Raw genomic sequence first — 23,476 nt, forward strand, 5'->3', positions numbered from 1 at the left:
AAACGCCGTGGCGAATATGCCCACGCCGGCGAGCCCCTGGCCGTCTTTCACGTCAACGACCGGACCAACCTGGAGGCGGCCCGGGAGAGATTCCAGGCGGCCTATACCCTGTCCGCCGCACCGCCCACCCCGCAGCCCCTGGTGTATGAAATAATCGGGGGGTAAGTCTGGCCGGCCGGAGGAGTCATTGTTTTACGTCGCCTCAGCAAGGTGGGCGATCTGCCGGGAATCTATGCCCATAGTTTCCCGGTAGCAGTTTTGCTAACACCGAAAAGAGCGGCAGGACGGTGGCCCCAGCCGCAAATTTGTCCCGACAGGCCGGTACTACCGGGGCTCCCAGCCGTGACCCGGGCTAGACTGCTGCCCGCCTCCTGGCAGCTAAAAACCGTCGCCGGGGGTAGCCCGCTGCCGCAGGCCGCCAACACGTGTTTTATTCGTCCGGGAAGGGCTAATGACCTTGAATGGCTTTACCACAACGTCGTAGCCACTGCATACAGGGCTGTGCCCAGCACCAGCAGGGGTACACCACGCTGAAATTGGGCCTGGGGGATAAGGGGAAACAAACGGCAGCCCAGCTGGCCACCCAGGATAGCGAAAGGGATTAAAGAAAGGGCTGTAAGGGTGATGCGCCCGTCAATGGCCCCCAGCAGGGCCAAAAGCAGGAGACTGGCCGGGTAGACCAGGGTGAAATAAGCTGCTGTGGTGGCCCGGAAGTGATCTTTCGGCAACTGTTGGTTGCTGAGAAAAAGTATAATAGGTGGTCCCGGCATACCGACACTACCAGTCAGGAAGCCGGAGATGCTGCCGGTAAAGCCCTCCCAGTAACGGCCGGTGGCCTTTTTTATGGTTACGCCGCTCAGGAGCAACAAACTGCAAAGGGCAGTAACAAGACCGATGCTCAGTTTTAGTTCCTGGAGGTTAAAATGTAAAAAAACATAGGCTCCCATGGGGATACCCAGGATACTACCCAGGAACAGATTTTTCACCAGCGGTCGCTGGATGGCTTTATGAACGCGTAGCGTCAGCAAGAAAAGGGAAACGAAGGAGATAATAATGTTAATGCCCACGACCATGTGGGGGTCGTAGACGATGAGTAATAAAGGTACAGAAATAAGGGCAAAACCAAAACCGGTTACTCCTTGTAAAGTGGCAGCCAGGCAGACTATGGCTGCCGCTATCAACCAGGGGCCAAAACTACCGGACATGAGGGGTCTCCTTTCTCACAGGGCTGCTTTCTATTTTTTCTTTGGTGCCAGTTTTACTGGAGCTCAGGCCGAAATTTATTTAGAAGCGCTATAAAAGTTTTTTCTGCGATCAGTATATTTAAGCCGCAGCCTCATTTTAACAAAGGGTACCACTAATAGCAATTAAATCTTCTATTTACTTTATCTCTTTATGAGGAGGTGTTACAACAGTTTGTTACCTGTAGTAAATAAAAAAATTTATGGCCAAAGCAGGAATATCAAAATTGATGTAGAATATATCATATATCATAGATGATAAATCGGGAGTGGGGTGAAAGACTTGATACAGCAAGAAACAAACCATTACCTTCTGGAGATAACCCAACCGGAAGCAGAAGCAATCCTTAGACGGTCACACCTGGTGATAATTCCCACCGGCAGTGTAGAGCAACATGGGCCCCACCTACCCTGTGGTACTGATCACTATGCCATTATGGCTATTGCCCGGAAAGTATCTGTTGGTTTAGACGGCCTCTTGCTTCCCTTTAGCCATACCGGCGTTACACCCTTCCATGCCACCATTGCCGGCACCTTAACCCTGCGCCAGGAAACTTATATTAATCTTTTGCTGGACACTGCTGCCAGCGTAATCAGGCATGGGGCTCAAAAAATTCTCGTGATCAACTGGCATGAAGGTAACACCGCCGCCATTAATTATGCCGCTTCTCAACTCCAGCAGGAATATGGCGTCCGCTGTGTTATCGCCCAGGCTTGCTATATAGCGGCGCAACTCTATCAAGATGAAGCAGAGTTAACCCATGCCGGCGCTTTAGAAGCCTTGCCGGTCCTGGCTTACCGTCCCGAACTGGTGAAGTTGGAGCGGGCCACCAATCCCTCCCCTTACGCGGCGGCCAAAGAAATGGATACTTTACGGCGTTCACGATCAGTGTATCCCTTGCTGGCCGATATCCGGCAGATAGCACCGACTGGATGGTACGGTGACCTGAGCATTGTTAATGATAAAAAGGCGCAGGAACTGGTAGAGCGCGTGAGTGCGGAAATTGTTCAGGCGGTGCAAAGGGTGTTTGCCCGTCTGGAAAAAAACATTTAAAAAGCGGGAGCTGGATGGATATGCTCACCAAGATCAATACTAAAGAAGCCGTTTTCCAGCAGGCAACCGGGCGCAGGGTGGCTGAACTGGTGTCGGCCAGGACGACCGGTGCTGCTGGCGTGACCTGCCGCCTTGTTGAGATCTTCCCTGAAACCCGGGGTGGTGCCCGGCCACCCCATGTTCATGATGACCTGGAAGAAGTAATCTTTGTACTGCAGGGGCAGGGTAAGGCTTGGGTTGATGGTGAGGAAATAGCTATCATGGAGGGGGATCTCCTGGTTATACCCATGAAATCCAGCCACCGGATTATTAACCCCGGGACGTCTGGCCTTTGCTTACTCTGCTTCTTCCCGGCGGCAACAGTGCGGATACCTTAATCACCCCGTGAGGGGTTTGAACCCAAAAGCATCAAAAGAAAGGAGTTAAAAACAATGTCTTATGAACCGGTACGCGTAGCTTCAATCGGCCTAGGGCGCTGGGCCAATATTATGGCCAATGGTATTGAACGCAGCGAGAAGTTAAAAATAGTCGCCTGCTATTCCCGTAGCGCCGGCAAGCGGGAGGCTTTTGCAGCCAAACACCATTGTGACATGGAGGAGAGCCTGGAGGCTTTGCTGAAACGGGATGATATTGAGGGAGTGATTGTCACTACCCCTAACGACCAGCATGCACCGGTTATTGAAGCCGCTGCTGCTGCCGGCAAGCATGTTTATGTTGATAAACCTATTGCCGTCGAACTCACCCATGCCAGGCGGATTGAAAAAGCCGTCCGCGATGCTGGTGTAGTCTTTACAGTCGGCCACAGTGCCCGCCGCCTGGCCGGTGTGCGCAAAATCAAGGAACTGATGGACAGCGGCCGGATCGGGGAAGTATCCATGATCGAAACTAATTTTTCCAATGAACGTGGCCTGGACTTGCAGCCAGGGAACTGGCGTGGCGATCGGTCCATGGCACCGGGCGGCCCCTTGACTCAACTCGCCGTCCATCACGTCGATAGCCTACAATACTTAATGGGACCGGTGACCCGTGTTTTTTCCTTTATGAAGTCCATATACACGAAGGTTGATCAGGATACGGCTACGATGACCATATGTGAATTTGCCAACGGCCGGCTGGCCTATGTTGGAGCCAACTGGGCCTCGCCGGGGGTATTCTTCATGAATGTTTACGCTACCAAAGCCACCCTCTTTTATGACCTGGATTTCGGCTGGTGGAGTAAAGCCAATGTTGTAGATGATCACAGCAAGCTTATCCTGAGGGAGTTTACCAGCAAGGGTGATGATCCCGATAATCGCTTTCTTCATGACGTACCAGTACCTTTGCAACGCGGTGATATGTTTCGTGAGCAGTTTGAAGACTTTGCTGACGCCATTCGAGGTCTACACCCGGCGCCGGAGATTGATGCCACACAGGCCATTCATAACATCGCCGTTGTTTTAGCGGCGGTAGAATCCGCTAAAACAGGAAAAGCGGTGGCCATCGCCGATATTTTAAACAGTTAACCCAATTTCCCATAAAGTAAAGCAGGTGGCTCGAAATAGGCCACCTGCTACCCTGGGGATGGTACGGTAAGCTCTAATTTACCGGGCCCAGGTTTTCTATTGCCAAAATAGGATCTTCAAGCACAATGGTACCAAAAACAGGAGGGACGGCCTTGAAACGCTATACGGTGTTATCTACTTCGCCCACTTTTACCAAATACTCCCACAAGGCCGCGCAAATTTTAGAGGAATCCAACTGTCGTCTGGTAATGATACCACCCAGTGAAATGCACCAGCGGGAAGATTTTAAAACAGTTTTAGCTGAGGCCGATGCCTGGGTGGTAGGAATTAATAAAGTCCTCGCGGCAGATTTAGAGCAGGCCCCCAGGCTCAAGGTGATTGTCAAGCATGGCACTGGTATTGACAGCATCGATTTGGCTGCGGCAGCCAGGCGGGGGATTATTGTCGCTAATGCTCCGGGTACTAACGCCAGCGCGGTAGCCGATCTGGCCATGGGACTCATCATTGCTGGGGCCCGGCAAATCGTTGCAGCGGACCAAAAAACCCGGCAGGGATTTTGGGGACCAGTGATGGGTTATGATGTCTTTGGAAAAACCCTGGGTGTCCTGGGCCTGGGGAAAATCGGCAGGGGAGTTATCCAGCGGGCACTAGGCTTTGCGATGAATATCCTGGGTTACGATGTAGTTCATGATGAAGAATTTGAAAAAGAATACCGCGTTCGTCCGGCTAGCCTGAAGGAGATCCTATCGGCTGCTGATTTTATTACCATTCATTTACCTTTAACTCCGGAAACTCGCCATATTATTGGGGCCTGCGAGTTAGAACAAATGAAACCAACGTCCTTTTTAATTAATACCTGCCGGGGCGGGGTAGTGGATGAAACAGCTCTTTATGATGCCTTGAGTCAGAAGAAAATCGCCGGCGCTGCCCTGGATGTTTATCAGGTAGAACCGCCGTTGAGTTCGGCCCTATTAAAACTGGATAATGTCATCCTCACACCTCATATGGGCGGCTATACTTATGGCGCCATGGCTTTAACCAGTGAGGTTGTAGCTCAGAGTGTAGTCAATGTTTTGCAAGGTAAACCGCCCTTATATGAAGTGAAAATCAACTAGGAGGCGCGAAAGAACATGCAGGAACCCTGGCATCAAGAGAAGTGGTGGGTGAGTGAATATAACTTTGCGGCACCGGTAAGGGAACAGCAACAGTTACCGGCACGGATTATAGTGCATGATGCTACCTTGCGTGACGGGGAACAAACGCCGGGTGTGGTGTTTCGCCTGGAAGAGAAGGTGGCTATAGCACGCATGCTCGATGAGTTGGGCATAGACAGGATTGAGGCCGGCATGCCGGCGGTAGCGGCAGAAGATGCCCAGGCCATCCGGGAGATTGCCCATGCAGGTTTGAGAGCCAAAGTTATGGCCTTTTCCCGGGCTATGGCTGCGGATATTGATCGAGCGGCGGATTGCGGTGTATGGGGCGTTGTGTTGGAAATACCGTCGGGATATCCCAAGCTGCAGTACCAGTTCCACTGGAGCGAAGATGAGATTATCAGCAAAAGTATAATGGCTATTAAACATGCCCATGACCGCGGGCTTTATGTCACCTATTTCCCCTTTGATACTACTCGTGCTAGAATGGACTTTCTTAAAAGATTATTTGCTGAGGTAATGGCTAAAGAGCCCCCGGACAGTATTGCAGTCGTTGATACCACCGGAACGGCAACCCCCATGGCCATGGGTTACCTGGTCCGGGAAATCAAAAAAATGGTTTCCGTACCCCTGGAAGTACACACCCACAATGACCTGGGTCTGGGAACGGCAACTACCCTGGCAGCAGTAGAGGCTGGTGCCGAAGTAGTCCATGGCTGCATCAACGGTTTGGGGGAACGGGCAGGGAATACTGCTCTGGAAGAAGTAATTCTTTGCTTGGAGGCCCTTTACGGATTTAAAATGAATGTTGATTTATCTAAACTGGGAGCGGTTTCCCAACAGGTAGTAGCGATGGCTGGCCAGCCCCTGGCAGGAAACAAACCGGTGGTCGGCACGTTGCCCTTCACCAGGGAAATTGGTTTGGGGATGGAGGTATTGCAGGAAGCCCCTCTGGCGATCTTCCCGTTCCTACCAGAAACGGTAGGGAAGCGGATGGAGATTGTTATGGGCAAAAAGACCGGTAAAGGCTCAGTGAAGGTCAAACTGGAGGAACAGGGAAGGACGGCTACCGATGAAGAGATCGACGCCATCGTCAAACGAGTTAAGGAGTTAGGAATTGCCAAAAAGGGAATTTTGACTCCCGCAGAATTTGAACAAATTGTAGCCGGGGTTTTAGGAAGGTAAATACCAGGGGGGTCAAGATCTTGTATCTATATGAGTACCAGGGTAAGGAGCTATTTGCCAGGCAAGGATTGTCTATCCCCCAGTGGGAAGTGGTAGCAACGCCGACGGCCGCCCGTGAGGCAGCAGGCCGCCTGGGGGGCAAAGTGGTAGTTAAGGCTCAGATAAGGGCCGGTGGTAGGGGTAAGGCGGGTCTGGTTCGTTTCGCTATTTCCCCTGAGGAGGCAGCTGCCGCGGTTGAAACAATCCTGGGGGTTACCCACAAAGGAGAAACGGTACAGAGGGTTCTTATAGAGGAACAGCTAGAGGTTGAACGGGAACTTTACCTCGGGGTAACGTTGGATTACAGCCAGGGTCACCCGGTGGTTTTGGTTTCCAACCAGGGTGGCATGGACATAGAGGAGGTGGCCAGACGAGACCCCAGCTCCTTGGTCAAAATGGCCTTAAATGCGTTTGCACCGCCGCCTCTGTATCAATTGACCGAGGTATGTCGCCAGGCCGGTTTACATGGTAAAGAGTTGTTACAGGCTAGGGATATGCTACGCCAATTAATCAAACTGTTTTACCACTTTGACGCTGTAACAATTGAGGTTAATCCGGCGGTTTTATGCCGGGATGGGCGACTGTTGGCCGCTGATGCCAAGGTAATCATTGATGACGCTGCCACGAGCCGCAACGGGGAATTGGATTGCTGGGCGGTAGTGCCGGCGGACCCCTGCCAGCGTAAGGCGCAAAGCCATAACCTTAGTTACATTAGTATTGATTCCGGTGGCGATATAGGGATTATAGCCGGCGGTGCGGGCCTTTGCCTGGCGACTATGGATAGGTTAATCGAGATGGGGGGTCGGCCGGCCAGTTTTCTTGATCTGGGTGGGGGTATTAATGCAGATCAGATGAGAGCTGCTTTGGAGATTACGTTAATGAAACCCGGGGTCAAAGGGATTATTGTTAATGTTTACGGTGGGATTAATAATTGTTATACCATGGCGCAGGGTATTGCAGCTTTTATAGATAAAGTACCGGCGGCGAAGGAGGTGTGTTTGGTAGTCAAGATGCGGGGACATTCCCAGGACGAGGGCTGGTCCCTGCTAGAACGGTATGGGTTGACGGTAGTCAAAAACGGGACGACGGAGCAGGCAGTGCGGCAGTTGCTGGGGCAACTAGCAGCCGGCGAAGGGGGATGGGAGAATGGCTATCCTGCTTGCGGCTGACAGCAAGGTAATAATCCAGGGTATTACCGGCAGTCAGGGGGCTTACCACGCGAGATTAATTAAGGAATATGGTACCAGGATTGTGGCCGGTGTGACCCCGGGACGGGGCGGTGAAGAGGTAGAGGGGATACCGGTATTTGATACAGTGAAGGAGGCCCGGGAAGCAGCAGGAACGGTCGATGCCAGTATGATTCTTGTACCGCCTTTCGCCGTGAAGGATGCGGCGGTTGAAGCCCTGGAGAATGGCATCTCCCTGGTTGCGATTATCACAGAGCATGTTCCTATTCATGACACCATGTATCTGCGTGCTCTGGCCCGCCAGCGGGGAGCCAGGCTGATCGGGCCCAACTCCATCGGCATCATCAGCCCGGGTAAAAGTAAGCTGGGGATTATGGCTTCCTTCCTTTATCCACCGGGAAATATCGGTTTGATCTCCAGGAGCGGTACTTTAAGCCATGAAACAGCTTCTAACTTGAAATATCGTGGCCTGGGGCTTTCGACAGTAGTAGGCATCGGTGGCGATGCGGTAGTGGGGACTGATTATGTTGATCTGCTGCCACTTTATGCCGCCGATCCCGAGACAAAAGCCTTAGTGATGATTGGCGAGATTGGCGGCAATAAAGAGGAAAGGGCGGCGGCTTATCTGCGAAATACAACTTATCCCAAGCCGGTCTTTGCCTATATTGCCGGGCGGACGGCTCCCCCGGGAAAGCAGATGGGTCATGCCGGGGCGATCATAGAAGGGGAATCCGGCCGGGCCGATAGTAAAGCTGCGGCGCTCGCTGATGCCGGTGTAAGGGTGGCAGGCAGCCTGGAAGAACTAGCAGATATGGTAAGTAAAATATACAAATGATCTTGAGGTTTACTATTTACCCCGCTGATATAATCTGGTTTTTTAGGAGTGATCATGGTGTCGGCGTTCGTGCACTTTCTATCTTTTACTCAAAACTATATCGATTGGACCCTGGTCTTTGTGCGCGTTGTATTGGCTATCGTCTTTGGTGCCCATGGTTGGTTTAAATCTTACGGTAAACAGGGTTTTCATGGCTCCGCTGCGAGATTTAAACAGCATGGTATTCCCTTTCCTCTATTTTTTTCCTATGTCACCTCTATTAGCCAGCTAATAGCGGTGCCGTTTTTACTGTTAGGGCTCTTAACACGCTGGGTAGCGTTAGTGTTATTAGTTGAAATGATTGTTGCTACGCGAGTCAAATACAAAGAAAATGGCATTTTTGATGGTGCTGACTTACCAATGAGTGATCTTGCGTTATGTCTTATGCTTATTGTGCTTGGTCCCGGTGCCTTTGCATTAGATTCCCTATTCTAATGGTTTTAATTTTAAGTAGGAGAAGGTGTTGTTTTCAGGATGGGAGGGAGTTAACATGTAGCAGTTTTCATGATGTAGAATTTTGTTAGATTAAAGGAATTAAATAATAAGGAGGGCAAAGTTTAACGATGTCAAACCCTACACTTGATGCAGCTGTTAAAGACAACAACAACCGGAAAAAGATATATGGACTAATTATAGCGGTGCTGGTAAGTATATTGGTATATTTATTACCAAGCGGCTTATCACCTCAAGGAAGAGGAGCATTAGCCCTGACGCTGTTTGCTATTATAATGTGGGTTTTAGAGGTTTACCCCGTCGAGGTAACTGCTATATTATTAAGTACATTTTACGTTGTCTTTAATGTAGCTTCACCAGCCGACGCATTTTCAGGTTATGGTAATGATATAGTATGGTTTATTTTCGCCGCCTTAATCTTTGGAATGGCTGTAGAACATTCCGGGATTGGCAAGAGATTAGCTTATAGTTTGATGCGTATTTCCGGCGGCTCTTTTAAATCAATGATGGCTATCATTGTAGTAGTTGGTTTTTTACTTTCCTTCCTGACCCCGGCCGGTGTGGAACGACTACTGATTCTTTATCCCATCGCTGTAGGTGTAGCTGCTGCCTTTGTAAAGGGACCGGTCCAGGGAACTAATGAGGGCAAACTCGCTATGGCAATTTGTTACCTGGCTGGAAATACTTTCGGATTTGGTATCCTTACCGGAATTGCCGTTAATATACTGGGCATTGGTATTATTAAACAGGTATTAGGAATTGATGTTTATTGGTCCCAATGGATTTATTGGTTTGGTGTGCCTACAATTATTATAACGCTAATATCTATCTTTTTAGCCTGGCGGCTTTTTCCGCCTGAAAAAGATGTTTTAAAGGCTCGTAAAAAAGAAGAAGTGAGTAAAGATTTTACAAAACTTGGCCCAATGAGCAGTACCGAAATAAGAGCGCTGTTCTATTTACTGATTACTCTGCTGTTATGGGCTACTGATCGATGGAATCACTTACCTTCCTGGGCGGTAGCCATATTTTCAGCGGCACTTTTCTGCGGGCCCGGTTTTGGTATTATAACCAGAAATGAATTAAAGAAATTGCAGTTCCCCATTGTGATTTTTTCTGGTGCCGCGGTGACTATAGGTACTGTATTAGGAAAGACCGGTGTTGCGACGTGGATCGGGAAGATAATGCTAGGGACCTTTATCAAGCCTGATATGAGCCCCCAAGCAATGGGTGCCATAACGTATTTGGTAGGAACTTTAGCACATATTCCCCTGGTAGAGAGTAAAACGGCTGCAGCTGGCTTTACTCCTGCTGTTGCTGCATTTTTCAAGTCTCTAGGTGTTCCCGGCTTAGGTCCGTCCCTTTTGTCAATTTTTAATGCTGATACTATTGCCTTCTTTCCCTATATGATGATGCCTTCTCTTGTTATTCTTGGGCTAGGATATCTTAGCTATAAGGATACTATTAAATTGCTTAGCATTTATAGCCTGGTAGCTATAATTATTAACTTGATTTCTTGTTTCACCTGGTACCATTGGGTAGGTTTATTATAATGGACTTCTGAGCTTCCCGGCGGTTTCTTGCCAGCCGTATGGGTATTTAGGTAGCGATTGCCTGTTTCAGCTATAGAGTTTTGACTGAATTTAATCCTATACGGCTGGCGTTCTTTGATTAAAAATGTAAAGCGGACATATAGTTGAAAAAGCTTGCCAAATAACGGGCTTGATATAATAACTAATTTAATTATAAAAGGTGGGATATTTAAATGGCTACCGTTAATACTGGCACATCGGCAAAGTCGCAAATGTCTATGAGTAGCGGCTGGAAGAGCTTCGATGAACTCAAGGAAAAATACAGCCCGACGGAGATTAGGTTTGAAAAGGGTCGTAGAACGGTGGGTTTGTGGTTGGGTCCCCTGCTTTTTATCCTTTTACTCTTAATGCCCACCCCGGCCGGCATGACCTTGAAGGCCAAGGAGGTCCTGGCCATCACGGTCTGGACTATTACCTGGTGGGTCTGTGAACCCATTCCTATCCCGGCTACCGGTTTACTTCCTTTTGTCCTGATCCCGGCCATGGGTATTATGAAGTACAGCGACGTTTTTTCTGTTTTGGGTCATGAAAACAACTGGTTGATGCTTGGAGCTTATATTTTTATCGGCGCCCTAGTGGAGCACGGGTTTACCCGGAGAACAGCCCTGTGGATCCTTTCGCGCCGGTTCGCCGCCACCAGTCCCTTTGCCCTGATTATCAGCTACACCGTCGCCGTAGCTATTGTTTCAGCTTTTCTTTCCAACATTGCCTGCACCATGCTCTTCCTGGTCATTGGCGCGGGTATTGCCGAAGCCCTGGCTATCAGCGAAGATCACCCTGTGTCGAAAGTCATGAAATTTGGGTCAGCCTATGGTTCCCAGGCAGGTGGTATTATAACGCCGATTGGCTCACCCAACACCAATTTCCTGGCTATGGGGTTAATTGCTTCATTAACGAAGTTTACCATCCGCTTTGGTGACTGGATGGCCTTCGGTATTCCTTTCGGGATTATCATGCTACTTGTTATGCTGGTGTATTTCCGGGGTATGTTTAAATTGGAAATAGCCAACCTGGAACGGGCCCGGGAATATGCCCAGCGAGAATTAGAGGCCATGGGGCCTCTCTCGGTAGGTGAACGCAACGGTTTGTTGGTCCTGGCAGTTGCCATTATTTTATGGCTGGTGCCCAGCCTGGTTTCGGCTTTTTTGGGCCGCGAAGCCGGCCTGACCAAGACCTTGGACGTAATATTAAATGGCTCGGTGGTGGCCCTGTTTGCAGCCGTCCTGGCCTTCCTGTTGCCGGTTAACTGGCAGGAACGGAAGTTTACGGTTAACTGGACCAGTTCCGAACGAGCGATTAACTGGGGAGCAATAATCATTGTCACCACCGGTTTTGCCCTGGGCAATGCCATGAATGCTAAGGATGTCGGCCTGGTGGCCTGGAGTGCCAAGCAGCTGGCAGTTGTATTTCAGGGGGCTTCCCCGTGGCTGATTGTGTTAGGTTTTACCTTCATTGGTGTCCTGTTAACCCAATTTATTCCCAACGTACCAGCTATCGGCATGCTGATCCCGGTAGCTGTACCGGCGGCGGTAGCAGTAGGCCTGAACCCTGTTGCCATGGGGTTGACTATCGCGGTTGCCTGCCAGCAATCCTATGCTATGCCTATCGCCGCCCCCCAGATGGCCCTGGTGTATGGCAGCGGCGGATTGAAGATTACTGAATTCGTTAAAGTGGGTTCGCTTTTAAGCCTGATTTCTATTCCCGTGACAGCCTTTTTTGTCTACTACTATGCTGCCTGGCTATTCCCTTACGTACCCAAGTAGAATGAGCTTAAACTTGTTTAATCAGCCGGGGCCGGGGAACCCGGCCCCTTCATAGGGGGTTAAAAGATGTCCGTCAACTTGCCTGATGTAACCGAGCGCCAGATTACTACCGATGTCCTGATCATTGGTGGCGGTTCGGCCGGCACCATGGCGGCCCTGGCCGCTCGCCGGCAGGGCCTGGAGGTAGCCCTGGTGGATAAGGCCGGCATTGACCGGAGTGGTTGCGGTTGCGCTGGTAATGACCATTTCCTGGCGGTCCTGGAGAGCGGCCCGGAATGGGATACCCATGAAGCCTTTTTAAAATGGTATCACCGCTTGACCCAGGGGCTGGTGGATATGGACATCCCCGGGAAAGTGTACCTGTCACGGATTAAACGGATGGTTGCTTACATGGAAGAACTGGGTATTCCTATGCGGTTGGATATGGCCCACAACGATTATATCCGCACCGGTTCTTTCGGCCAGCCGGGAGATTATTTTATCAATTTTGACGGCCGTAAGCTCAAACCGACGGTTAGCGCTGAGGCGGCCAGGGTCGGCGTCAAATTTTACCGCCGGATCAACATAACCGATCTGCTGTTAAACGATGGCACAGTCATCGGTGCGGTGGGCTTCGATGTCCGCAAGGGCGATTTCTATACCTTCCTGTCCCGGGCTACCATTGTGGCCACCGGCAATGTCAGCCGTCTTTATAACAATCAGGCAGGCATGCCCTATAACAGCTGGCATAGCCCCTATAACAACGGCGGCGCCCAGGCCATGGCCTTCCGCGCCGGCGCCGAGCTAAAAAATATGGAATTTGTTAACTATACCTTGACCCCGGTAAATTTCAGCGCCTCGGCCCTTAATGCCATTGTCGGCATGGGCGGTTATATCGTTAACGGCTTGGGCGAACGCTTCCTGTTCAAATACCACGAAAAGGGAGAGAAGGGTCCCCGCTGGGTCATGCCCTGGGGCGTTTATTGGGAATTGAAAGAAGGGCGCGGCCCCTGCTACTTCGATATGCGTCATTTGCCTGAAGAAGCTCTGGAACACCTGTTAAATCACCTGCTGCCCGTTGATAAAAACACCTTCCTGGATTATTGTCAACAAAAAGGTGTCGATGTGCGCAAAGATTTGCTGGAAGTACAGATATCCGAGGGACAGTTGCCGGCTTTCCTGGGTTCTGTAAGCGGCATTTATGTTACCCTTGAGTGTGCAACCACTGTACCCGGGCTTTTCGCCGCCGGCGCCTGCACGGTAACAGTAGGCAGTCTTTCCGGGTCCATGTGTGTCGGCGAGACAGCCGGGGAGGAAGCAGCAGCCTTCGCCAGTCGCGGCGGTGGCGGCAAGATGGCAATTACCGGGGAGGAGTTGCAGGAAAGGAAGGTAGCCATTTATCAACCCTTACAGCGCCGGGATGGCCTGCACTATAAAGAATTGGAAGATAAACTTCGCCAGGTGATGACCCTTTATGTAGGCATTGGCCGTACAGCCAGGGGGTTGCAGGCTGCTACCCAGGAACTGGCCAGGTTAGAGCAACTCTATGGCGATTTAAAAGCCGAAAACCTGCATGAACTAATGCGGGTTCACGAATTACGGGACCTTTTATTAGTAGCCCAAACAATTACCCGGGGAGCGCTGGCACGGGAAGAAAGCCGTTTTGGCCTTTCCCATTATCGGGGGGACTTTCCCGAGAGCCGCGAAGAATGGCACTGTTCCCTGCATCAACGCCGGCAAGGTACCGACGTGGTCTTGAAGCGCGTGCCACCAAGCACCCTTTAATACTGCAAGGGAAGGAGTAATGCTAGCGATGGCTGTCCTGATTGATGAAGAACGTTGCAATGGTTGTGGCCGGTGTGACCATAACTGCCCCGGCGACCTTATCCACATGGACGCAGCCTCCGGGAAACCCCGGATACTTTATCCGGATGAATGCTGGTACTGCGGTGCCTGCCGGATTGATTGCCCCCAGGACTGTATTAAGATAATTTTCCCGCTCACGGGCCTTTAATTAGTTCAGGAGGAGGAAACGAACAGTGATTATCGATGCCCATCATCATTACATGCCCCTTAAGGTTTACAAGGATTTTGCCGATCCCTCACTACCTGCTAAAAGGGTAATCGACAAAAACAACGATTTTACTTTTAATGCCCGCCTTTATCAAACCGATACTCACCTGCGCGATATGGACTTTGCCGGTGTAGACATGGCCGTCCTGACCCTTTCCCAGTGGAATGTAGGCGGGGCGGAGCTCTGCCGGCGGATTAACGATGCTGTGGCCGAAGACCTGGTGAAACATGGTGATCGCTTTCTGGCGGCAGGGTGCGTACCAGTCAATGATCCAGAAGCAGCGGTGGCGGAAGTTGAGCATATGATTAAGGACCTGCATTTTCATGGCATTGCCCTGCTGACTTCCCAGGGTCCGGATATTAACCTTAGCAACCGGGAGCTAATGTCGCCCATTTATCAAAAAGCCTGTGAGTTGGATGTGCCGATATTTCTGCATCCCCACTTGAAACCCTATGGCATTGAGCTGGAATGCACCATCAACCGTAGCATTGGCCGTGGCTTTGATACGGCCAAGGCAGCTTTAAGGATCATTTATGATGTCTACCCGGAATTTCCGGAAATAAAGTTTGTCCTGCCGCATTTTGGGGGAGCCCTTCTGGGGTTAAAGGGGCGCATTAACGCCTTTTTTGAACCGCGCCAGGATCTGGGTGTACCGGTACCGCCGGAGATCCAGCCCCTTCCCAAAACACCCCTGGAGCAGGAAGAGCTGGGCTATAAAGTAGCCTTTGAAGACCTCTTCGATCGTTTTTATTTTGACGGTGGGGGCTCGGGAGGATGGGACCCCATTACCCGCCTGGCCATGATGACTGTGCGCCATGACCGGCTGTTTTTTGGTTGTGATTACCCCTTTGAAATTCATACCGGCCGGGATATCAAATATTATATCGATAACGTGCACCGGCTGGATATTCCGGAAGAGGATAAGAGGGGCTTTTTAGGGGAAAACCTGGCACGGCTGTTAAAGCTGAAATAACCTGTGGGGGAAGGCCAGGGAGACGCCGCAAGCGTTTTTCTGGCCTTTCATATTAGCAAAGAATGGAGGCGGAGAGTTGGCTCGCAAATGGGCGATCCTCGCGACCATTTATTGCGGTAGCCTGGCAGCTACCCTCAATCAATTTAAAGTACCTCCCCTCATGGAGTTGTTGATGCAGAATTTGCATTTACCTGTAGGGGTGGCTGGCTGGTTGATGTCCAGCTTTGCCCTGGCCGGTTTTACGCTGGCGCTACCTGCAGGGATCTATTTACGCCCTGCCCGGTTAAAAATTGCTGGCATACTGGGTCTCGGTACCCTGACTCTGGGGGCTTTAATGGGGGCTCTGGCCCAGGGGGCGACGATCCTTCTAATAGGTAGAGTGGGTGAGGGTATCGGCTTACTAACAATGGGCGTGGTAGCTCCCACGTTGCTTAACCTATGGTTTGCGCCTGCGGAAAGGGGGTTGCCCATGGGCATCTGGGCTACCTGGGTCCCGGTGGGTAGTGTATTGATGCTTAACCTGGCTCAACCATTATGTAACCTGGGAGGATGGCGAGCAGTTTGGTGGTTTGGTTTTATGATAGCTTTGGTAGCACTTATAGCCTTTATCTTGATTATTGATTTGCCGCCTGAAATTAAAGGTTCTGGGGATCGCGCCCCAATTGATTGGTCGGAAATTATGGCTACCTGGCGCCACCGGGACCTGTGGCTGCTGGCTTTAATGTTTGCTACCTTTAATTTTACTATCGTTTCCTATAACTCCTGGGCTCCTACTTACCTCAAACAAACCTTTACCCTTAGCCCGGCTCGGGCGGCTTTTTATACCAGCCTGGTTCATGTAGGTGTCATACCGGCCAATATTATCTCCGGTTGGCTGGTTAATCGTTTAAAAAGTTACCGCCGGGTTTATCTGATGGGTTTTCTACTTTTCAGCCTGGCCTGGTCCCTGGCTTTTAGCCTGAGGATTTCGAACATTGTTCCTTTTATGCTGGCCCTGGGGTTGGTTGCCGGGTTGATCCCGACAGCCACCTTTGCTGCGGCACCGGAGACTATTGGCCGCCAAGGCCGGGTGGCCCTGGCCAATGGAGCCATCATGTGGGGCCAGAATCTAGGCGTACTCCTGGGACCGGTGACCCTGGGACAGGTGCTGGCTACCGGGAGGGGCTGGGTTGGATGTTCCCTGGTGCTGGTGCCGGTAGCCTTATGCGGTTTGCTTGCCAGCGGGCTGACACGTGTCAAATAGGAAGATAGGTAAAAGAGTATATAACCCCCATAGATTAAATTTTTATGTGATATATGATATAGTATAAAACTAAGAGGGACCAACTATCGCAAGGGGGTTTAACATGTCGAGTTTAACTACGCCCTTACAATGGAAAACCAAGACCGAGATGATCTATAACATGTTGCGGGAAGCCATAGTTTCTGGTGAATTACGACCTGGGGAAAGGATAGTTCTGCGTAAAGTTGCCAGCGATCTGGGCGTCAGTGCCATTCCGGTGCGTGAAGCCGTTAAGCAACTAGAAGCAGAGGGACTGGTAGAGGTATCAGCCCATAGCGAGGTAACGGTAAGCAAGCTATCGGAGAAAGACTTTCGCGAGCTGAGTTCTATCCGTGTGATACTTGAGGCTTACGCCACACGCTTGACAGCAGAAAGAATAACCCCGGAAATCTTAGCTGAACTACAACAGCAAATAAAAGAAATGGAAGCCTGCGTACGGGATAACGATTACCGGCGCTATGGCATCTTAAACCGTTGTTTTCACCAGACTATTTATGCCCATTGTGGCAACGAGCAGCTCAAAAAAATTATTGATGATTTAACAATCCGTACCGACCGAGCCCGGGCTTTATTTGCCTATAACCGCGGGAGGTTTAAAGAATCCTTGCGAGAACACCAGGCCATTGTTCAGGCCATGGCAGCAGGTAAGCCGGAAGTGGCCGAAAAGGTTATGGCCGAACAAAAGCGTATCGCCTTGGAGATGTTTATCAAATACTCCCAGGGCGAGCAAACCGGGATTGAAGCTCCCAATGATAATACCTAAATGAATTTTTAAGCATTTACTGTCCGGGGGTGTGTTGCGATGGATAAAAGCCTGGGAAAAATTCCAGGGCCGGAAACGGGAATTGAAGTAAAAAAGTCGATATGTTGTATTTGTGACCCCTTAACCCAATGTGGCCTCGATGTTTATCTTAAAGATGGTCGTATTATAAAAGTCGAAGGAACGAAAGAAAATCCCCACAATGCCGGCACCCTTTGTTCTAAAGGGGCGGCAACGCGTCAGTATGTGTACCATAAAGATCGCCTGCGCACCCCTTTACGGCGTACCGGGCCCCGCGGGTCGGGGGAGTTTAGTCCTATCTCCTGGGATGAAGCCCTGGATTATATTACTGATAAATTAAATAAGATTAAAAAAGAATCTGGCCCGGAAGCCGTCGTCTTTTATGCCGGTTACAGCAAATGGATGCGGCCCTATCTCCAGCGCCTGGCCCATGCCTTCGGTTCGCCCAATTACGCCAGCGAGTCAAGTGTCTGCGCCCGGGCGACAACGATGGCCTGGAAATTAACCTTCGGAGCCCAGGCCTTGGTTGACGTTCCCAACAGCCGCTGCCTGCTGGTTTGGAGTTCTAATCCCTTTCATTCAAATTCATGCCTCAGCCGGGGCATCCCCGACGCCCGGGAAAAGGGCTTAAAAATTATCTGCGTCGATCCCCGCTACACGCCGGTGGCCGCCCATACTGACATCCATTTGCAGTTAAAGCCCGGTACGGACGGCGCCCTGGCCCTGGCAATGGCCAACGTGATAATTAATGAGCAGCTCTATGACCAGGAATTTGTCCATAGTTATACCTACGGTTTTGAGGCTTATCGGGATTACGTGCAACAGTTTACGCCGGAACGGGGAGAAGCAATTACCGGCGTGCCGGCGGCTAAAATAAGGGAGGCGGCCCGCTTATACGCTACCACGAAACCTGGTGGTTTAATGACTAGTGCCTGCTCGGTGGTCCACCATACCAATGGTATTCAAAATTACCGGGCAGTTATGTGTTTAGTTGGCCTTACTGGTAACTATGATATTAAAGGCGGTAATTTAGCAAACCTGCCTAGTTATATTGGTGTGTCTGCCGGTTTTCCCACCAGGGAGAGTGAATATCCCCTGGCACGCAAGTGGGAAGAGATGCCCTCCCGTATAGGTGCGGAACAATTTCCGGTATGGTGTAAACTGATCAATGAAGCCCAGGCTATGGCGCTGCCCCAGCAGATTAATTCTGGTTTTCCCTATCCTATCAAAGGGATGTTAGCCTTTGGTCTCAACTATCACATGTGGCCGGATTCCAGCTTCATGGCCGCCAGTTTAAATAAACTGGACCTATTAGTTGATGTTGACCTTTTTATGACAGACAGTGCCAGGTTGGCCGATATCATCCTGCCGGCTTGCAGCTCTTTAGAACGGAGCGAGTTCAGGTGTTACCAGGAAGGGTACGCTATTTATACCCAGCCCGCCATTAAGCCCCTGTATGATTCCCGCCCGGATACGGAGATTATTTTTGAACTTGCCCGCAGGCTCGGCATAGACGATCCTTTATTGAATGGCGGCTATGAAGCGTCTTTAGATTGGATTCTCGCCCCGAGCGGTTTAAGCATCGCCGAGCTTAAGCAATACCCTGGCGGTATGTACGTTCCTAAACCGGCCGAAGTACGTGAAAGAAGGTACAAGGTAAAAGGGTTCGCCACGCCGACCGGTAAAATGGAATTTCAGTCGCAGGTCCTGGCGACCCTGGGCTATGAAAGTCTGCCGGTTTATCATCCCCCCCGCCTCAGCCAGGCAGAAACGCCGGAGATAGCTAAAGAATACCCGTTAATTTTAAATACGGGTTCCCGGCTGCCGATGTTTATCCATTCCCGGACCTTCCGCCTATCGTGGACCCGCAGTTTGCGCCCGCAACCGGCATTGGATATGAACCCGGTTGACGCTGCAGAACTGGGTATTCAACAGGGGGAAAAGGTCAGGTTATCCACTCCCCAGGGCTCAATTATAGTGTTTGCTAATCTAACGCCGGCAGTAAGGCCGGGGGTGATCCATATGTATCATGGCTATACAGAGGCAGATGTCAACTTACTAGTTGCTGCCGATTATCTCGATCCGTTGTCCGGTTATCCCGGTTATAAATCTCTTCTGTGCAAAGTTGAGAAGTTGGAGGCTTAAAGCAGGATAAGGTTAGGAGGGAGGCGGAACCAATAGCAGCAAAGGAGCCCGTGGTGATTATTGGCAACGGCGCAGCGGCAATCCATGCCATCATGGCGCTACGGGAAAGCGGTTGCGACGAGACGATCCATCTTTATAGCGACACCACCTGGCCGCCCTATAATCCTACGCTTACGACCTATTTTATCGCCGGTAAGATACCCCTGGAGAATTGTTTTCCCTTCGGCACGGGCCTGGCGTTTTATCAGCGATATGGAGTTTACGCCCATCTAGGTTCGCCCGTGGTCGAAGTAGATGCCGCCAGGCAGGAGATCCGGACGGGGAACGGCGTCCGGCAACGCTACAGCCGCTGTCTGGTGGCGTCGGGGGCTTCTCCTTATCTCCCGCCGGTTTGCGGGATAAAGGGCGAAGGTGTCTATACCATGCGTACCCTGGAAGACGCCCTCCGCCTCAAACAGGCGCTGAAGGATAACCCCAGGCGGGCCCTGGTGGTAGGCGCCTCCATGGTAGGTATCAAGCTGGTAGAAGCCTTTTATGAAGCCGGCATAGAGGTTTGTCTGGCCGACCTGGCACCCCAGGTATTTCCCCTGGCTGCCCATCCTGAATGTGCCAGGCTGATCGAAGGCTACCTGGAGGGTAAAGGCATAAAACTGCTCCTGGGGGCAGGCATTGCCGGGATCGAGCCCTCCAGGCACGGCCTGAAAGCCTACTTTAACGGCGGAAAAACAGCCGAAGTAGCCGACCTGGTGGTCATCGCCATCGGCGTCCGGCCCAATCTAGGTTTTCTCAGCCCGGACCAGGTAGCAATCGCTAAAGGCTTATTAGTAGACGACCATATGCGTACCAGCGTGCCCAACCTCTACGCTGCCGGAGATGTCGCCCAGGGAAATAATCTGCAGACCGGGGAGAAAGAGCTAATCGGCCTGTGGGCCAATGCCCGTTATCAGGGGCGGACTGCCGGCAGGAATATGGCCGGGATAGAGGATGTTTATCCGGGTAGTATCCCGCACAACATCACCCATTTTCTCGATATGACCTTTATAAGTATCGGCGATGTACGCAGGGGGGAGCGGGAGGAAAAGATCCATCGGGATGGCGGTTACTTGCAACTAATATGGGACGGCGATCGTCTGCAGGGTCTCAATTTGCTTAATTACTACAGGGGGGCGGGGATATGGAAGCAAGCCCTGCTCAACCAAGCCCTGGGGGTGGGGGACGGCCGGTGTCACGGGGTTATTCCCGGCTTGATTGACCGGGCACCCATTTATGCTAACTTCAACACCCTCCTGGAATATCCGGCCCCTCTTCGTTTCCTCCTTAAAAATGGCTAGGACCATTAAGGAAGCGACGACGAGGCTATGATAGCGTAGGGTTTTAGAAAATGAAGGGGTGAAAAAGATGCATTACGCCTTTTACCTGGACGTGAGCCGTTGCGTCGGCTGCCAGGCCTGCGCCGTGGCCTGCATGGACCAAAACGACCTGGAAGTAGAACATGGGCAGGACGCCTGGAGGCAGGTTTTTACCGTTGAAAGCGGCAGTTTTCCGGACGTAAAAGTGGACTATATTTCCCTGGCCTGCATGCACTGTGAAGACGCCCCCTGCCTTATGGCCTGCCCGACGGGAGCCATCTACCGGGAAGGGGAGACGGGAGCCGTGCTGGTCAATTCAGCCCTGTGCATCGGCTGCCACAGCTGTTCCCTGGCCTGCCCTTTCGGCATCCCGCGTTTCGGGCGGGACGGGAAAATGCAGAAGTGTCGCCTCTGTATAGAGCGTGTAGCTGCGGGCCTGGAGCCAGCCTGCGTGCGCACCTGCCCTACCCGGGCCTTAAAATTTGGCCCGGCGAATGAACTGGCCGGCCAGGTCGAAAGCCGGGCCGCCGCCAGGCTAATCCGGGCCTTGGGGTAGGGGGACTAAACCAGCAAGAAGCCCGCCTTGATGGGTAAGGCGGGCTTCTTGCTAGTATTATCAGGTTACGTTTCTATTGGCTTGATAGTTGCCATCACCTTAAAAAAATGTGATAATAATCAAAAACAGCATGAGGTAACGCCGATGGAACTGCAACCCATTAAAACCAAGAAGATCTACGAAGAAATTGTCGAGCAGGTCAAGAAATCCCTGAGTGAAGGCAAGCTCATGCCCGGAGAGCGCTTCTTCTCCGAAAGGGAGTTGTCGGAGAAGTTGGGCGTCAGCCGGGCCTCGGTGCGCGAGGCCATTCGTGCCCTGACTACCATGGGCATCCTGGAGGTGAAGGCCGGGGAGGGAACCTTTGTCCGCCAGGTCCGGGATAGCGATATCGTCCAGCCCCTGGTGATGGCCCTGCTCCTGGAGGAGCAGCAGAGCCTGTACCTGCTGGAGGCACGGCAAATCCTGGAGCGGGAAATAGTCCACCTGGCGGCGCGGCGGGCGACCACCGAGGAAAAGGAGAAGCTGGTGGGTATCGTCCAGGAGATGGCTAACGAACTTACCCGGGGCTTTCTTCAGGAGGATACTGACGTCAGGTTTCATCTGGCCATAGCCGGCATGACCCATAACCCCATTGTCTCCCGGCTGATGTACACCATCGCCGATACCATCGCCCAGACCCTGGCCAACAAGCGCCAGCAGCTCTACACCAACCAGGAAAACGCCAGGCTTCTTTATGAGCAGCATAGCGAGATCACCCAGGCCATTATCTCCGGGGCGGCCGATTCCGCCCGTCGGGCCATGACCAAGCACTTGCGCTTTGTCGCCCGGAAGTTGAAGCAGTAACAAAAAGAAGTTCTGGCGGCACCAGTAACGCCGGAAAAGCGAAAGCAGTGCCGCGGGATATATTAATGGGTGTTGGCCTCCCGGCAGTGGCAGCCTCTCGGCCCAAGCAGGGAGGTTTTTATTTATGGCAAACGATAACCGTAAATATAAATAAAAAGGATAACGTTTTCCGCGGGAGAGTATTGACATCCCTTCCCGCGTGTGGTAGACTTACAATTAAGGAAAACGTTTTCCGACCTTGCTCAAGTTACGTACCAACGAGGCGATAAAAAGCACAGCCTCAAGAACCTGGGTCAAAGGCCTATCAAAATGCGATGAACAGGGCGGATTAAGGAAGCGGGTATCTGGCTACCTAAAGGTACGTGTTAGGGTTAACAAAACGTGATGAACGAGTTGTAATCAGAAAGGTTAGCCAGAAAGAGCCGCAAAGCACCGGAGAAAGGGGGCGAAAGCCGTGGTCACTATCAAGGACGTCGCCAGACACGCCGGGGTTTCAGTTACAACCGTCTCACGGGTACTAAATAACAGCCAACACCCCATCAATCCCACTACTAGAGAACGCGTTTTAGCAGCCATTGAAGAACTCGGCTTTTGCCCCAATGCCGCCGCCCGCAGCCTGCAGCTCAATGAAACCCGGACCATCGGCCTTATCCTGCCGGACATCGCCAACCCCTATTACCCGGGTATTGTCCGGGGTGTCGAGGATGTGGCCCATGCCTCTGGCTACACGGTTATTCTTTGTAACACCGACCGTTCCCGGGAGCGCACCCAGGAGTACCTCAGGGTTTTACGGGAGAAGCGCGTCGACGGGATAATCTTTACCGGCGGCGGTGCTGTCGAGGATGCCAGCCAGAGTCACTTTTTTGAACAGGAAAATATTGCCACCGTTGTTATCGGCCGTCACCGGGGTAACCTGCCGGCGGTACAGGTCGACAATACTCAGGCTACCTGGGAGGCAGTCGAGCACCTGCTGTCCTTGGGCCACCGGCGCATTGCCACCATTACCGGCCCCGGGGCTTCGACTACCGCCAGGGATCGCCTGGCGGGTTACAAGCAAGCCCTGCAGGACCGGGGTATAGAAATAGATGCCCGGCTTATTGTCGAAGGCAATTTTGAATTTGATAGTGGTTACCAGGCCGTAGCCCGTTTACCCCTCAGGGGAGCCGGTGCCATAACCGCCATCTTTGCCCATAACGACCTGATGGCTATCGGGGCCATGAAGGCCCTGCAAGAAGAGGGCTTACAGCTCCCGCGGGATGTAGCGGTTATGGGCTTTGATAATGTCCCCCTTGCTTCTTATATTACCCCTCAACTCTCTACTGTTGCCGTTCCTGTCTATGACCTGGGAATGACCGCCATGAAGGTGCTGGCCGAGGTCCTCGCCGGCCGGGAGGTGCCGCCGGTTACCACGTTGGCGACCAGTCTTCAGGTCAGGGAATCAACTATAATCAAATAA

General features: G+C 51.7%; 21 protein-coding genes. 20 read left to right on the forward strand and 1 reads right to left on the reverse strand.

What is annotated here, in order from left to right; all coding sequences use genetic code 11:
- Positions 1-467: 467 nt before the first annotated feature.
- Complete coding sequence (locus SDD30_RS13500; RefSeq protein ID WP_434075453.1) at positions 468-1,205, reverse strand: sulfite exporter TauE/SafE family protein; 738 nt, start codon at positions 1,203-1,205, stop codon at positions 468-470.
- Between the two features lie 319 nt (positions 1,206-1,524).
- Here SDD30_RS13500 and SDD30_RS13505 point away from each other — a divergent pair, with 319 nt between their 5' ends.
- The 20 genes from SDD30_RS13505 (at position 1,525) to SDD30_RS13600 (ending at position 23,476) form a co-directional block, all read left to right on the forward strand.
- Positions 1,525-2,295 carry a creatininase family protein gene (locus SDD30_RS13505; protein WP_434075454.1) on the forward strand — a complete coding sequence of 257 codons (771 nt, stop codon included), beginning with the start codon at positions 1,525-1,527 and terminating at the stop codon, positions 2,293-2,295.
- Between the two features lie 20 nt (positions 2,296-2,315).
- Complete coding sequence (locus SDD30_RS13510; protein WP_434075455.1) at positions 2,316-2,672, forward strand: cupin domain-containing protein; 357 nt, start codon at positions 2,316-2,318, stop codon at positions 2,670-2,672.
- 54 nt (positions 2,673-2,726) lie between these two features.
- Positions 2,727-3,797, forward strand: a complete 1,071-nt coding sequence (locus SDD30_RS13515; protein WP_434075456.1) for a Gfo/Idh/MocA family protein — start codon at positions 2,727-2,729, stop codon at positions 3,795-3,797.
- Between the two features lie 152 nt (positions 3,798-3,949).
- Positions 3,950-4,912 (forward strand): phosphoglycerate dehydrogenase, encoded by a 963-nt coding sequence (locus SDD30_RS13520; protein ID WP_434075457.1) that lies wholly within the window; start codon positions 3,950-3,952, stop codon positions 4,910-4,912.
- A 15-nt stretch (positions 4,913-4,927) separates the two neighbouring features.
- On the forward strand, positions 4,928-6,133 hold the full coding sequence (locus tag SDD30_RS13525; RefSeq protein ID WP_434075458.1) for a LeuA family protein: 1,206 nt from the start codon (positions 4,928-4,930) through the stop codon (positions 6,131-6,133).
- Positions 6,134-6,153: 20 nt separating this feature from the next.
- Positions 6,154-7,341, forward strand: coding sequence for an ATP-grasp domain-containing protein (locus tag SDD30_RS13530; protein ID WP_434075459.1), 1,188 nt, complete (start codon positions 6,154-6,156; stop codon positions 7,339-7,341).
- Positions 7,319-8,194, forward strand: a complete 876-nt coding sequence (gene sucD, locus SDD30_RS13535) for a succinate--CoA ligase subunit alpha (protein ID WP_434075460.1) — start codon at positions 7,319-7,321, stop codon at positions 8,192-8,194. Before SDD30_RS13530 ends, sucD begins: the two co-directional genes overlap by 23 nt.
- A 54-nt stretch (positions 8,195-8,248) precedes the next feature.
- Positions 8,249-8,668, forward strand: a complete 420-nt coding sequence (locus SDD30_RS13540) for a DoxX family protein (protein ID WP_434075461.1) — start codon at positions 8,249-8,251, stop codon at positions 8,666-8,668.
- 128 nt (positions 8,669-8,796) lie between these two features.
- On the forward strand, positions 8,797-10,236 hold the full coding sequence (locus SDD30_RS13545; RefSeq protein WP_434075462.1) for an SLC13 family permease: 1,440 nt from the start codon (positions 8,797-8,799) through the stop codon (positions 10,234-10,236).
- A 212-nt stretch (positions 10,237-10,448) separates the two neighbouring features.
- Entirely contained in the window at positions 10,449-12,038 is a 1,590-nt protein-coding gene (locus tag SDD30_RS13550; protein ID WP_434075463.1) for an SLC13 family permease, read from the forward strand.
- A 66-nt stretch (positions 12,039-12,104) separates the two neighbouring features.
- Positions 12,105-13,802, forward strand: coding sequence for an FAD-dependent oxidoreductase (locus tag SDD30_RS13555; protein ID WP_434075464.1), 1,698 nt, complete (start codon positions 12,105-12,107; stop codon positions 13,800-13,802).
- Between the two features lie 28 nt (positions 13,803-13,830).
- The gene (locus tag SDD30_RS13560; RefSeq protein ID WP_434075465.1) at positions 13,831-14,031 is read left to right on the forward strand and encodes a 4Fe-4S dicluster domain-containing protein; all 201 of its coding nucleotides are present in this window, start codon (positions 13,831-13,833) and stop codon (positions 14,029-14,031) included.
- Between the two features lie 25 nt (positions 14,032-14,056).
- Positions 14,057-15,064, forward strand: coding sequence for an amidohydrolase family protein (locus SDD30_RS13565; RefSeq protein WP_434075466.1), 1,008 nt, complete (start codon positions 14,057-14,059; stop codon positions 15,062-15,064).
- Positions 15,065-15,140: 76 nt separating this feature from the next.
- Positions 15,141-16,307 carry an MFS transporter gene (locus tag SDD30_RS13570; RefSeq protein ID WP_434075467.1) on the forward strand — a complete coding sequence of 389 codons (1,167 nt, stop codon included), beginning with the start codon at positions 15,141-15,143 and terminating at the stop codon, positions 16,305-16,307.
- A gap of 103 nt (positions 16,308-16,410) precedes the next feature.
- Positions 16,411-17,109 carry a GntR family transcriptional regulator gene (locus SDD30_RS13575; RefSeq protein ID WP_434075468.1) on the forward strand — a complete coding sequence of 233 codons (699 nt, stop codon included), beginning with the start codon at positions 16,411-16,413 and terminating at the stop codon, positions 17,107-17,109.
- Between the two features lie 39 nt (positions 17,110-17,148).
- Positions 17,149-19,272 (forward strand): molybdopterin-containing oxidoreductase family protein, encoded by a 2,124-nt coding sequence (locus SDD30_RS13580; RefSeq protein ID WP_434075469.1) that lies wholly within the window; start codon positions 17,149-17,151, stop codon positions 19,270-19,272.
- Positions 19,273-19,325: 53 nt separating this feature from the next.
- The gene (locus SDD30_RS13585; protein ID WP_434075470.1) at positions 19,326-20,603 is read left to right on the forward strand and encodes an NAD(P)/FAD-dependent oxidoreductase; all 1,278 of its coding nucleotides are present in this window, start codon (positions 19,326-19,328) and stop codon (positions 20,601-20,603) included.
- Positions 20,604-20,670: 67 nt separating this feature from the next.
- Positions 20,671-21,177, forward strand: coding sequence for a 4Fe-4S dicluster domain-containing protein (locus SDD30_RS13590; RefSeq protein WP_434075471.1), 507 nt, complete (start codon positions 20,671-20,673; stop codon positions 21,175-21,177).
- A 144-nt stretch (positions 21,178-21,321) separates the two neighbouring features.
- Positions 21,322-22,020, forward strand: a complete 699-nt coding sequence (locus SDD30_RS13595; RefSeq protein ID WP_434075472.1) for a FadR/GntR family transcriptional regulator — start codon at positions 21,322-21,324, stop codon at positions 22,018-22,020.
- 454 nt (positions 22,021-22,474) lie between these two features.
- Complete coding sequence (locus SDD30_RS13600) at positions 22,475-23,476, forward strand: LacI family DNA-binding transcriptional regulator (protein ID WP_434075473.1); 1,002 nt, start codon at positions 22,475-22,477, stop codon at positions 23,474-23,476.

The organism is Moorella naiadis (nom. illeg.), assembly GCF_051020825.1.
In the GTDB taxonomy this organism is placed as follows: Bacteria; Bacillota; DSM-521; order Neomoorellales; family Neomoorellaceae; genus Neomoorella; species Neomoorella naiadis.